Here is a 14,999-nt window from a genome sequence, read left to right as displayed (position 1 = left end):
ACGGAACACTCGACGGGATCATTCACGGCGCCGGCGTGATCGCCGACAACTACATTCTGAACCAGACAGAAAACGAACGGAAGGCCGTCATGGCGCCGAAAGTGAAAGGGCTTATCAATCTTGATGAAGCAGCGAAAGATGTACGGCTGGACTTTTTCATTCTGTTTTCTTCCTTGGCGGGAGGCATGGGAAATCCGGGGCAGGCCGGTTATGCGGCAGCCAACGCATTTATGGACGTATATGCAGCCCGCCGAAACCGTCTCGTGCGGGACAACAAGCGGAGCGGGCAGACCCTGTCCGTCAACTGGCCGCTTTGGGAAGAAGGCGGTATGCGTGTGGACAAAGAGACAGAACGGCTGATGTATGAACAGACCGGAATGAAAGCCATGCGATCGGCATCAGGCATCCAGGCGCTTTATGCCGCTTTTGCCTCCGGAGAACACCAGATCATGGTGGCAGAAGGCGACGAGAAACGGATTCGAAAAAACCTGATGCCTGAAGCGCCGGAACCGTCCCGTAGCCTTCATGTGTCAAGGAAGACCCACGTCCATCTGCCAAATAAAGTACAAGCGGAACTCAAACATATGATATCAGGCATTCTGAAGGTGAAAGAAGAAGAAATAGATGCTGAATCAGAGATGAGAGATTATGGTTTTGATTCGGTTTCATTCACGCAGTTTGCAAATGAACTAAATAAAATGTATGGGCTTGAACTGACACCGGCCGTGTTTTTTGAATACCCGACAGTCTTTAGTTTTGCCCAATACTTGCTGACGGAACATCCGGATACATTCGGCTCACAGGAAGAAACAGAAACGGAGAAACCGGTTGAGCGTAAAAAAATGAAGACGGAGCCATTCTCGATTCCGTCCCGCCTTCCTAAAACAAAAACCGCAGCTGCACCTGAAGAGCCCGTGGCGATAATCGGAATCAGCTGTGCATTTCCAATGGCTGAAAATCCGGAAATGTTTTGGGAGAATTTAGCCGGAGAAAAGGACTGCATTTCTGAAATACCGCCGGGGCGCTGGGACTGGAGACAGTATTACGGAGACCCGCAGAAAGATAAAAATGCGAGCAATGTAAAGTGGGGCGGCTTCATTGATGAAACCGCTCAATTTGATCCATTATTTTTCGGTATTTCTCCGCATGAAGCCGAAATGATGGATCCTCAGCAAAGACTTTTAATGATGCATGTATGGAAAGCGATTGAAGATGCCGGCTGCTCTGCCAAAAGCCTGTCAGGTACAAATACAGGCATTTTTGCAGGCACGGCAAACAGCGGTTACGCCCAGGAAGCTTCAAAGTTCCATATAGAGATTGAGGGTTCTTCCGCCGCCGGGACGGTTCCGTCAATCGGTCCGAACCGCATGAGCTATTTTCTGAATATACATGGGCCGAGCGAACCGATTGAAACCGCCTGTTCAAGCTCATTGGTCGCTGTTCACCGTGCGGTCAGGGCAATTCAGGCCGGAGACTGCGGCATCGCGATTGCAGGAGGCGTCAATGCTATTGTGTCGCCGGATATGCATATCAGCTTTAATAAAGCAGGAATGCTCAGTGAAGACGGGCGCTGCAAAACATTTTCTGATCAAGCGGACGGGTATGTCAGAGCTGAAGGTGCCGGCATGATTGTTTTGAAAACATTATCCGATGCGGAACGTGACGGCGACCGTATTTATGCCGTTATCCGCGGAACGGCGGAAAATCATGGCGGAAGGGCGGCTTCCCTTACATCGCCGAATCCGAAAGCGCAGACAGAAGTCATGATAAAAGCGTATCAGCAAGCGAACATCGACCCCCGTACAGTGAGTTATATTGAAGCCCACGGCACGGGAACGGCGCTCGGAGATCCGATAGAAATCAACGGACTCAAAGCGGCTTTTGCAGCGCTTTATCAGAAAGCCGGAGTAACGGCACCCGAGCAGCCTCATTGCGGCCTCGGTTCCGTCAAAACGAATATCGGCCACACAGAGCTTGCCGCCGGCATGGCCGGGCTTTTAAAAATTATTTTGCAGATGCAGCACAAAACGCTCGTTAAAAGTCTGCATTGTGAAACCGTTAATCCGTATATCAGCCTAGACGGAAGCCCGTTTTATTTCGTCCGCGACACTCAGCCGTGGAAAGCGGCGACTGATGATAGCGGAAATGAACTGCCGCGGAGAGCGGGTGTCAGCTCGTTCGGATTTGGCGGTGTCAATGCTCACGTCGTGCTCGAAGAATATGTTTCTCCTGTTGAAGAGAAACAATGGACGGCCGGTGAACTTCAGCCGTCCTTATTCATTCTCTCGGCAAAGACGGCGGAACAGCTGAAGGAACGTGCGGAACAGCTGCGCAGATATTTGGAAAAGTCACATTCAGCTGACGGAGCTCTTGCGGATATCGCTTATACGCTTCAGCTTGGCCGGGATGAAATGGAAGAGCGCCTTGCCGTCATTGCTGAAACAAAAGAAGAGCTTGCGAACGCGCTGAATGATTTCCTCAGCGGCAAGGAGACGGGGCAGAATTTCTTTACAGGCCGGAACAAAGCGATGAAACAGCTGTTTACAGAGATGACGGACAACGCAGAAATGAGCGGGGCCGTAGATCAATGGATTGAAGCAGGAAAGTATGCAATGCTTGCAAAATTATGGGTGCAAGGCTTGCATGTCGACTGGAATAAATTATACCCGGACGAAAGACCGAAAAAAGTCAGCCTGCCCGTCTATCCTTTTGCGAAAACACATTGCTGGATACCGCACAGTGCGCAGCATATAAGGCACCGGGAGACTTACGAGACTGATACGTCCCCGCTTGAGACTTATGAGCGCCTGCTTGATGAATTGGAGAAAAACGAAATAAGCATAGAAGCCGCTGTAAAAAGAACGATCGGTTTTTACAGGGATTAGCGTAATGGAGGAAACCATATGAAAGAGTTTCTGCACCGGGTTTTTTCTGACGTCAAAAATAAAAAAATGACAAAACAGGATGCGATCGGCATTTTGCGCGATTATGATATGCGGATGGAACTTCGCCAAGCGGCTTCCCTTCATCCGCTTGCTCAGCAGCATATTTCCGATGAAACGGGACAGGGATTCTCGGCAGCTTTCAGCGGCCGGGAATTTTTTCTCGCTGATGTTTCTTTACAGCATAAAAAGCTTATGCCCGGAGAACTTCTTTTGGAAATGGCGAGAGCTGCGGCTGTTTTGACAGTAAAGGAGACTGCGGCTGTCCGGCTGACGCATATCGTGTGGTCAAAGCCCATTTTGACTGAGGCTGAGCCGTTCCATATCGAGATCAGGCTGATACCCGCAGAGGGTGAAGTCAAAAAGTTTGAGATTTATAATCCATTTTCTGCCGATTACAGTCGTCATGATGTGTACAGCCAAGGGACGATTCAGCCAGTTGATGCTGCGCCCGGCATGCTGGATATCAGCCGCTTGAAGGAAAACAGCGGTTCCCTGATGGATAAGCAGCAAATTGAAGCCATCACTCAGAACGATACCGTTCAATACAGTGAGCACATGAAAGGAATTGAGCGTATTTACGCTTCAGCAGGACGGATGCTGGCAGACATATCAATTCCGTTGACAAACCAAAAAGAATCCGCCCGATTCGGCCTCCCTCCCTGTGTGATGCAAAGTGTGACAGAGGCATGCGCGCTGCTTGGCGGCAAAGAATATAAAACGCTCGCCCCGGTTTCATTGGACGAGCTTTTGTTTTATGAATCTTGTCCTGACAAGGTATGGGCCGAGATACAAGAGAAGGCGGGGAGCTTTTATATTGATTTATGTGACGAAGAAGGAAAAATATGGGCTTCCCTGTCGGGGTTGAAGCTGCAGCCTGTCATCAAGACGGGCGCTCCCGGAAAAACCAATGCCGAACACCGCAGTGAACGTTTGTATGAACAAACGCTTTTTCAGCTCAAAACGCTTTTTGGCCTGACTGCAAAAATTGCTGTTTCCAACATAGATACTGAAGAGCCGCTGGAAACCTACGGAATAAACTCAGTCACTGTGACGAAATTAAACCGCGAATTGTCTCTGCTTTTCGGTGACCTTTCCAAAACGGTTTTTTACGAATATAAGACACTGGGCTCCCTGGCAGCTCACTTTGTCACGGATTATCCGAATGAATGCCGAAAATGGACAAATGATGATGAGCACCGTTCAGGCATATCAGAACAGGTTTTGGCAAATGAAGATTTTCCGGTGCTTCCGTCGTTTATCAAGCGAAAGAAACGGCCTGCTTTTTCCAATGAGAAACAGACAAAAGAAGGGATTGCGATTATCGGCGTCAGCGGACGTTATCCGCAAGCTGAAACACTTGAAGAGTACTGGGATAACTTAGCGGCCGGAAAAGACTGTGTGACCGAAATTCCCGAAGAGCGCTGGGAAAAGGACAAGTACTACAACCCTGATCCCGAAGCGGCCGTGAAAGCAGGGAAAAGTTACAGTAAGCGGGGCGGGTTTCTGAAAGATGCCGCTTTCTTTGATCCGCTGTTTTTTCAAATTTCACCCCGTGATGCTTTGAATATGGACCCGCAGGAGCGTCTCTTTATTGAAATGTGCTGGCAGGTGCTGGAGGATGCCGGTTATACGAAGGAACAGCTTGAGAATCTGTATAACGGCCGGGTCGGCGTTTTTGCTGGCATTACGAAAAACGGGTACGGAATGTACTGGAAAAACGGCGGCACCCTGCAGCCGAAAACGTCGTTCAGTTCAGCGGCCAACAGAGTTTCCTATTTTCTTAATCTGAAAGGGCCGAGCATGCCGGTCGACACGATGTGCTCGTCTTCGCTGACTGCAATTCATGAAGCGTGTGAAAACATCCTTCGCGGCGAATGTGACATGGCGATTGCCGGCGGTGTGAATGTGTATACGCATCCTTCGGCTTATGCGGAGCTCAGCGCCTATCGAATGCTTTCAAAAGACGGAACGTGCAAAAGTTTCGGTGAAGGCGGGGACGGATTTGTTCCCGGGGAAGGCGTCGGGGCCGTGCTGTTAAAGCCGCTGTCAAAAGCGATGGCTGATAAGGACCATATTTACGGGGTGATTCGCGGCACTCATATCAATCACGGCGGCAGAACAAACGGGTATACAGTGCCGAGTCCGAGCGCCCAGGCTGACGTGATTTCCGGCGCGCTTGAAAAATCAGGAATACATCCGCGGATGATCAGCTGTATTGAAGCCCACGGCACGGGCACTGAACTCGGAGATCCGATCGAAATTGACGGTTTGACCCGCGCATTTCAAACGAAAACGTCAGATAAAGGCTTTTGCGCCATCAGCTCAGTTAAATCCAATATCGGGCATTTGGAAGCCGCGGCAGGCATCGCCGGTGTAACAAAACTGCTGCTCCAGTTTCAAAAACGAAAGCTGGCCCCTTCATTACATTGCCGAAAATTGAATCCGAATATTGCATTTGACCGGACGCCGTTTGCGGTGCAGCGTGAATTGGCAGACTGGAAACGGCCGGTCATTGAGGAAAACGGAGCGCAGAAAGAGATTCCGAGAATCGCGGGAATCTCTTCTTTTGGCGCGGGCGGGGCAAATGCCCACATATTGATAGAAGAATATATTGAACCTGATAGGGAGATTTCTGAGCCATTCACAGATGAAGATCCCGCAGTCATTTTATTATCCGCCAAACAGGAGGCCAGCCTGAAGCAGCGGGCGCAGCAGCTTCTTCAAGCGATCAGAAAAAATGACGTCACAGACCGCAGCCTCCGGGACGCGGCTTACACCCTTCAAACCGGAAGAGAAGCGATGGAAGAACGCGCGGCGTTTATCGTGACGTCGACAGAGCAGTTAGCGGAAAAACTGCAGCGTTTTATTGACGGCGGAACAGACGGCTGCTTCAGGGGAAAAAGCAAACAGTATAAAGATATTCTAGCCGTTTTTAAGGATGAAGATATGCAGGAAGCCGTCCGTAAATGGATGAAAAGAAAAAAATTCGCGAAGCTTCTGGAACTTTGGGTAAAAGGGCTGAAGATTGATTGGTCAGAGCTTTATAACGGCAGCCTGCCGCATCGCGTCAGCCTTCCCGGTTATCCATTTATAAAGAATCGTTATTGGCCGGACGATGCAGCGCCGGACAATGTTCGTGATGCTGAAACACATTCTGAAACATTTCGTGAATTCCGCTTTTTACAGAAAAGCTGGGCAGAAAGCAGCCGTGTTCCGGCTAAGGAAGTGCGGGGCGTCATCGGAATAGCCGCTGATCACCAGATAGGAAATTTGGCCGTTGAGCTGTCCCGTTATTTCCCCGAGTCTGAAATCATTGACGCTGCATCACCGGAAATATCCGGGGACGCGGCCCGATTTGGCGGTCTGATTGATGTGACGGGGTGCGGGACGGAAATCAAGCATGATGACGGCTGGATTCATCGTCTGCAGTCTCTCGTTGACAACAGAAACCGCGGCCGAAAGCTTCATCTGCTTTGTGTGACAAAGGGGCTTGAACCTTTTGCAAATGAAACGATAAATCTCTCAGGTGCAAAAAAGGCCGGATTGTACCGGATGCTCCAAAGTGAGTATAAGGATATCCGCTCGCGGCATATGGATGCAGAACGGACTGCTGAAGATTCCGAGCTGGCAAACCAGATCGCAGAGGAGTTTTTTCGCGATTCTGCAGACATCGAAGTGTGTTACCGAAACGGTGTGCGCTATCACGCGCGGTTAAAGGAAACAAACAGCTTAGCTGAAAAAGAATTTTCATTTCCGAAAGACCATGTGCTCTGGATCACCGGAGGGACCCGGGGACTCGGATATTTATTCGCCCGGCATTTTGCCGAACGTTACGGAGTCACGAAACTCGTGCTTACCGGAAAAGAAACAATGCCTCCGAAAGCGGAGTGGGATGATCATATCAAACGGAATTCCCCGTTTTCCGATAAAGTGAGAAGAATCAGAGAGCTCGAACAAAAAGGTGTCCGGACGGAAGTGCTGACTGTATCTTCCGGTCCTGAATATGAGCAGGCCGTCAGCCGGGTGAAAGAGAAGATGGGGCCGATAGGAGGCGTGATACACGCAGCGGGAGCCGTAGATCTCGATCATCCAGCCTTTATCCGCAAAACGAGAGAACAGATGATGCCAGTGCTTGAACCTAAAACAGACGGACTGGACCTTTTGTATCAAGCGCTGCACAAGGAGCCTCTCCGATTTTTTGCGCTGTTTTCTTCAGTGTCCGGCGTGATGCCCGAATTAGGAGCGGGACAAAGCGATTATGCCATGGCTAACGCCTATATGGATTATTTTGCGGCCGCAAAAGGTTTTCCGGTGCTGAGCATCCAATGGCCGAGCTGGAAAGAAACGGGTATGGGCGAATCAAAAAGCCGGGCCTATCTGAAAAGCGGTTTAAAGAGCATCACTGACAGAGAAGGGCTGAGTCTGTTTGATGCCGTTATGGCAGGCGATTGCGGATCTGTTATTATGCCGGCCGTCATTCACCCGGAAAAATGGGAGCCCGACCGTCTGATGCTTTCAACCGGCCTTACCGAAACAAAGCAGCATGTACAGGGTGAGACAGAAAGCGTAGAGGAGTGGCTGACGGGCATTTGCTGCCGGGAATTAAGACTGGAGCCGTCAAGATTTGAATCTGATACACCGTTTCAAGATTACGGAGCCGATTCCATCATGCTTGCCCAAGTGTCCAGAGCGATCGGAAAGAGGATCAAAGCTGACCTTGACCCGGCGGTGCTGTATGAATACCCTACGGTTGCTGCGCTGGCGGGATGGCTTGAAACAGCATATCCGGAAATCAAAGCTGCCGTTTCAAAACCGGTTCAGCCTGTAATCCCGGACGTTCCCAAACAAACAGCAGCCGCTGTCATTCAGCCTTCTGGCGCTGCAGCGGCGCAAGACATCGCTGTTGTCGGAATGTCCTGCCATTTTCCTGGAGCTGAATCAATTGAAGCTTATTGGAAGCTGCTGTCTGAAGGGACGTCGGCTATTCAAAGGGTGCCGAAAGAACGCTGGAAAACGGAGAAGGCGGATTATGCGGGCCTTTTAAAAAATGTAACGCATTTTGACCCGGAGTTTTTCCTTATTCCCGAAGAAGACATCAAGGCAATGGATATCCAGTCCTTTCTTATATTAGAAGAGGCGCTTCATCTGTTCAGAGACAGCGGTTACTCTTTACAAGAAATGAAAGGCAGGTCAGCCGGTGTCTATTTAGGAGGACGCGGCGGCAGTATGCCTGACGAAAACCGTCTGAAGCATGCAAAAAATCCGATAGTCGCCGCCGGCCCGAATTACTTGGCGGCCAATCTTTCTCAGTTTTTTGATTTGAAGGGGCCGAGTCTTGTTTTGGATACGGCCTGTTCTTCAGCGCTTGTCGGTATGAATATGGCGATACAGGCGCTTACTTGCGGTGAAATCGACTCAGCGGTGGTCGGGGGAGTCAGTCTGCTGGAATCCGGTCAAACCCACCGGATGTTCGAACTTCGCAATCTGTTAAGCGAAGAGCCTGCGTTTCATATTTTTGACCGCCGCACCGGCGGCATCGTATTGGGAGAAGGCGTCGGAATGGTGTATTTAAAAACAGCGGCCCAGGCTGTAAAAGACGGGGACCGGATTCATGCGGTCATTAAAGGCATTTCCGTAAACAATGACGGCAGAACCGCGGGGCCTGCCACACCGAATATACAGGCGCAGAAAGAAGTGATGGCCAAGGCGCTTGCCAAAAGCGGCAGAAAAGCGGAGGATATCAGCTACATTGAAGCAAACGGTTCAGGCTCTGAAGTAACAGACCTTTTGGAACTGAGGGCGATTGAAGCGGTGTACCGTATGCAAAACAGCGCGCCTTGCGAATTGGGGTCGATGAAGCCGAATATCGGACACCCGTTATGCGCTGAAGGGATTGCCGGATTCATTAAAACAGTGCTTATGCTTTCGCGCCGAATGCGTGTGCCTTTCCTTTCGGGCAAAGAGCCGATGACGCATTACGATCTGTCCGCCTCGCCGTTTTATTTTTCGCACGTTCTGCGTGAATGGACGGATTCACCGCGGATTGCCGCCGTCAGCAGCTTCGCTGACGGAGGGACGAATGCCCATGTCATAGTGGAAGCCTGGGAGCAAGAGGCGTACACCCCGGTTAGAAAGCCTTTGCCGAGACAGGAATTAAAACGCCGGCCCATCCGTTCGGACAAAGCTGAAAACCTGCATGAAAACGCACATGAGTCCCGCCCGAATACGTTTTGGAAACAAATGAAGACTTACTGATTGCGCTGAAAATTGAACGTCGATATGGAGGAAGTTCATATGCAAGAGCAGCTTCTTATTAACAATCAGCATCCCGTTCTGAAACATCATAAAGCCTATGGAAAGGAACTGCTGCCGGGTCTGGCTTATATTGACCTGATCTATCAGACTTTCAGAGAAAACGGTTTTTTTCATGCCGGCCTTGAACTCAGGCACTTATCGATTTTTCACCCTTTAGCTCCTGAACAGGGAGAAACAATCCTGCTTTCTGTTGACTGTACAGAGAACGGCGAAGGGCAATGGAAGGTAGAGGTGAAAGGGCAAAAACAAGGTGACGAAGCAGCAGAGACAAAGATATATGCCGCGGCGCAAATGCATTCCGTCAAGCCCGCCGGCTTCCAAGAGAGCGTCCGGATGGATGCCGTAAAACAAACGGCGGCAGAAATACCGCTTGAGGACATTTACGCGGAATGCAGGGATCAAGAACTGGTTCATTCAGGAATGATGAAAGGCTGCGGAAGCGTCTACCAGACTGAAAAAGAGATTTATATTGATCTGTCGGTGCAAAAGGATCAGCTGGAACATGCAGGAGAGGCGATGTTTCATCCCGCATTGATAGATGCGAGCAGCATCGGCTCCAATGTATATCTCGCTCCTTTGACGAGGGAGGAGGGGCAATTATTTCTGCCGCTGTTTTATGAATCGTTTTATTGCGCCGAATTGCTGCAGACGACATGTATCACCAAGATAAAAAAAGAATCCGTCACCCGTAAGAAAGATCTCGTTTACGTGACAATGGAGTTTTTCAATGAGGAAGGCAGAAAAGTCGGCGAACTGAAAAACTTCGCCAATAAACGGGTGAGGGACCCGGAACTGATCAATCAGAAACGGCAAAAGAAAGAACCTGACGGGCGGAATGCCGTCCCGGCTCCCCAAGCGGAACCGGCGCCTTCCGAGCCCCGATCTGCGGCGCCTTCCGCCGGCCTTACTGAACAGTGCATCCTTTATTTAAAAGAATTGCTTGCCGCCCGATTGAACAAACCTGTGAAAGAGATCGACCCGGATATCGGCTACTATGAAATGGGGCTGGATTCTCCGGGGCTGTTGGACATGGTAAAGGAAATTGAACGAAAAATCGGAACGCAGCTTCTGCCGACGCTGTTATTTGAATACACGACAATCACGGAATTGGCGGGATATTTGTGCGAACATTACGGAGCCGGTTTCGGCCATGCTCAAAGCGGGCATTCAAATGCTGAACCTTTGCGCCGGGAAAAAAAGAGGACGACCCAAATCCGTGTGAAAAAATCGGCGTCAGCCGGAACGCAGAATGGAGATATTGCGATCGTCGGGATGGCGGGACGGTACCCCGGCGCCAAAAATCTTCGTGAATTCTGGACAAATTTAAAAAATGGAGAAAACAGCGTAACGGAAGTGCCTCGTTCCCGCTGGGATACGAGGAAATATGAGCATTTGCGATCGCCGTCCGGCAAGCCGATTTCCAAATGGGGCGGTTTTATAGACAATCCGGATTGTTTTGATGCGAAATTTTTCCGGATTTCTCCGCGGGAGGCAGAAGCTAAAGATCCGCAAGAACGATTGTTTTTAGAAACATGCTGGGAAACGATTGAGGATGCGGGCTACACCCCGGAAACAATCGTTCAGCCGAAAGGGCCGAATAAGAGAATGAACGTCGGTGTGTTTGCCGGGGTGATGCATATGGATTATTCTCTCGCCGGCGCTGAAGCTGCGGCCAAAGGGCTGGTCTTTCCTTATCCCTTGAACTATGCGCCGATCGCAAACCGGGTTTCATATTTCTGCAATTTTCACGGGCCGAGCATGGCGGTTGACACGGTGTGTTCGTCATCTCTGACGGCCGTCCATATGGCGGCGGAAAGTCTGAGACGGGGTGAATGTGAAGCAGCTCTTGCCGGAGGCGTCAATTTATCATTGCACCCGACAAAATATATCACATACGGCTTGATGGATATGCATTCGAGTGACGGGCTGTGCCGAACGTTCGGCGAAGGCGGCACAGGCTATGTCTCAGCTGACGGCATCGGGGCCGTGCTGCTGAAGCCGCTTCACAAAGCCGAAGAAGATAAGGATCATATTTATGCGGTGATAAAAGGCAGCGCCGTCAATCACGTGGGAACCGTCAGCGGGATTACCGTGCCGAGCCCCGTGGCGCAGGGGGATATGATAGCTGAATGTCTTGAAAAGACGGGGATCGATCCCCGGACGATTTCTTATGTGGAAGCGCATGGAACCGGAACTTCTTTAGGAGATCCGATTGAAATACAAGGTCTTGTTAAAGCTTACCGCACGTTTACGGAGGATCGGCAATTTTGTGCGATCGGTTCCGTTAAATCGAATATCGGACATGCGGAATCAGCCGCCGGGATCAGCGGGCTTCATAAAACGGTTTTGCAGCTGTTTCACAAAACGCTTGTCCCTTCTTTGCACTCAGAGACGATTAATCCGTATCTCCGTTTAGAGGACTCGCCATTTTACGTGCAGCAAAAAACCGAGTCATGGAAAAAGCCGGCGTATACAGAGAACGGCAGTGAACATTCCTGTCCGAGACGCGCAGGCATCAGTTCATTCGGGGCGACGGGTTCAAACGTTCATCTCATTTTAGAAGAGTACAGGCCCAAAAACCCCGGCATTACGGAGAATCAAGAGAGACCGTATATCGTGCCTCTGTCAGCGAAAAATCCGGAGCGGCTGAAGGAATACGCTGCCCGCCTGCTGATGTTTCTCAAAGACAAAGCGCTTGAAGGAAGCGGGCCGCTTCATGACAAAACAGATACAATGCAAAATCAGCTGGAAAATGCGCTGCGCGGTGCTCTGGCCGAAGTTCTGCATGTAGAGGCCGGCTCGGTAGATGGTGAACAGGATTGGAAGGAATTCGGCTTGGATGTCATGCAGCTGACACAGTTTTCTGAGCGGCTGACGGATCAATACGGGCTGGCAATAGACATGACTGATCTCATACAGCATACTTCCGTCCGGACTTTAGCAGAATGTCTGACAAACGATGAGAAACATAAGAATCTTCTTTCCGGTCTTTTCGGTCAGTCCGGCTTAGAGAAGCAGCCTGAAGAACCTTTTTCCCTGCGGTCACTGGCATATACGCTGCAAACGGGACGGCTGGCAATGGAAGAACGGCTTGTTTTTTTAGTGAACGATCAAGCGGACCTGATCAGGAAATTAACCGAATTTACAGAACGAAAACGGCAGATTGACGGCTGCTTTCAAGGGCGGTCTGATAGCGGAACGGAAATCAGGGGTTTCCTGAATGATGATCAGGATACGGAGGAGCTGATCCGAAAATGGACGGACAGCGGCACTTACAAAAAACTGGCGGAGCTGTGGTCAAAAGGATTTGAGATAGACTGGACGCGGCTGTATCAGGAGGAGAAGCCGCGCCGGATGAGTCTGCCGACGTATCCGTTTGCAAAGGACCGCTATTGGATACCGGAGCCCGATCATCCCGTCACTTCCGTAAATACAGAAAGCAGGCTTCACCCGCTGCTTCACCGCAATACTTCAGATTTGTTAGAACAAAAATTCAGCACGATACTGAACGGAGATGAATTCTTCTTAGCCGATCATATCGTCCGAAACAAGCGTGTTCTCCCCGGGGCGGCTTATCTTGAAATGGCGAGAGCCGCGGCTGAACTGGCTGCCGCGCCGTTAGCCGCTGAATACACGGCTAAAACCGGCATTTCACTGCGGTATATCAGCTGGATACGCCAGGCCGTTCATAAAAAAGAGCCGCTGCGTATGACGACAGGTCTTTCCTTAGAGGATAACGGCAATGTTTCATTTCAAGTGTACAGCAATGAAAACGATTCAGACATTTATTGTGAAGGCAGTGCTGTGATTGAGCCGCTGTCTGAGGCGCCGGTTTTGCATATTGAACAGCTGAAAGCGCGCTGCCGCAAAAAAGTGCTGTCAAAGGAAGACTGCTATGCGGCATTTGCAAAGGCGGAAATTGTATACGGACCTTCACATCAAGGAATTGATCACATTTATTGCGGGGAAAAAGAAGCCTTGGCTAGATTGGTGCTCCCTGCTTCCGTTTGTGATGAGGCCGAACAGTTTGTGCTCCATCCGAGTCTGATAGATTCCGCTTTTCAGGCGGCCATCGGCGTTATGAATGAAGATAAAGCGGGTTATCCGGAGCAGCCGTTAATGCCTTTTGAATTGCATGAACTGACCGTTTTTCATCCGTGCAGTCCAAACATGTGGGCGGCCGTATTTGTGACGCATGAAACACCGGCCGTGCGAAGAATGGACATTGATATATGTGATGAACGCGGCAATGTGTGTGTAAGAATAAAAGGATTTTCTGCCCGGATAGCCGAAAGTGCGCCGGCCGTAACCGATAATAAGCAATACGATCTGCCGGGTGACCTTACCGGAGCCGTCAAACTGATGCAGGTATGGGACGCTGAACCGATAGACAACCAAACCGGCTTCCCCATTTCTGAAGCAAAAGCTGTCATCATAGGCGGTACAGACGGGCAGGCGGACGCGGTTTTACGATTGTTTCCTAAAGCTGTGCGATTTGATAGCAGCCAAAGTGCTTCCGTTGAAGTGATATCCGATCGGCTCCGCCGTCTCGGTGAGATTCAGCATATGATCTGGTTTGCCCCTCAGCCGGCTGATTCTTACATTCATGATCAAAAAAGCGGGGTGCTGCAAATTTTCAGAGCGGCCAAAGCTCTTATCGGCCTCGGGTATGGAAAAGAGCAGCTCGGGATGACGGTGATTACGCACCAAGCACAGCCTATCACCCAATATGATGAGGTGCGTCCCGCTCATTCCAGTGTGCACGGTTTCGTCGGGTCTCTCGCAAAAGAACATCCGAGCTGGCACATCCGTCTGGTCGATCTTGAAGACGGGGGGGATTTCCCCGCAGAAGACATATTCAGCCTGCCCCGCGACCGTACGGGTAAAGCATGGGTGCGCAGACATCAGGAATGGCACCGGCCTCAATTGCTTCCGGTCCAAAGCGGGCCGTCTGAAAGTGTTCCTTACCGATATGGAGGCGTATATGTCATCATCGGCGGTGCGGGAGGCATCGGCGAGGTTTGGACAGATTATATGGTGACGACGTATAAAGCCCGAGTCGTCTGGATCGGGAGGCGGCCGCTGGACAGCCGGATACGCCAAAAAATAGACCGGTACCGGCCATCAGGCCCGGCTCCCGAATATATAGCAGCAGATGCTTCTGATCTTCCATCGCTTCAGCGCGTCTATGAACAGATTAAAAACACATACGGCACCATCAGCGGCGTCGTTCATTCAGCGATGGTATTTGCGAATGAAAGCGTAAAAGATATGGAAGAATCACAGTTTCACGCCGGCCTTGCGGCGAAAGTGGATATTTCCGTCAACATTGCCGAAGTATTTGCGAAAGAGTCTTTGGACTTTATTCTCTTTTTCTCTTCGGTTATTTCATATATTAAGAATCCGAATCAAAGTCATTATGCGGCGGGGTGCGCATTTAAAGACGCATTTGCCCATGAGCTTTCCGGGCGGCTGTCATGCCCGGTCAAAGTGATGAACTGGGGGTATTGGGAGCGGGCTGACAATCACATTTCTGAAGAGTTTGACAGACTGAGTGCAATCGGTCTCGGACTGATCAGCCGGGCGGAAGGGATGCAGGCGCTGGAAACTCTGCTGACGCAGCCGATCTCCCGCATGGGGCTGATGAAGCTGACCAAGCCGATTCCGATCGAGGGAATGAACCCTCATGAATTTGTGACTATCTGATTGCCTGTCAAAATGACGGAGCAAATTTAATTT

The 14,999-nt window shown here is 50.4% G+C and carries 3 protein-coding genes; all 3 read left to right on the top strand.

Features of this window, described 5'->3' with window-relative positions:
• Nucleotides 1–2,885: beta-ketoacyl synthase N-terminal-like domain-containing protein (locus ACWJJ5_RS15925; protein WP_454022525.1), on the top strand; the 2,885-nt coding region annotated here is incomplete at its 5' end.
• Between the two features lie 18 nt (nt 2,886–2,903).
• Entirely contained in the window at nt 2,904–9,200 is a 6,297-nt protein-coding gene (locus tag ACWJJ5_RS15920) for a beta-ketoacyl synthase N-terminal-like domain-containing protein (protein WP_454022524.1), read from the top strand.
• A gap of 39 nt (nt 9,201–9,239) precedes the next feature.
• Nucleotides 9,240–14,966, top strand: a complete 5,727-nt coding sequence (locus ACWJJ5_RS15915) for an SDR family NAD(P)-dependent oxidoreductase (RefSeq protein WP_454022523.1) — start codon at nt 9,240–9,242, stop codon at nt 14,964–14,966.
• Nucleotides 14,967–14,999 lie beyond the last annotated feature (33 nt).

The sequence above is a fragment of the Bacillus sp. JK74 genome (genome assembly GCF_053663395.1).
This window is presented reverse-complemented; position numbering and strand designations above follow the sequence as displayed.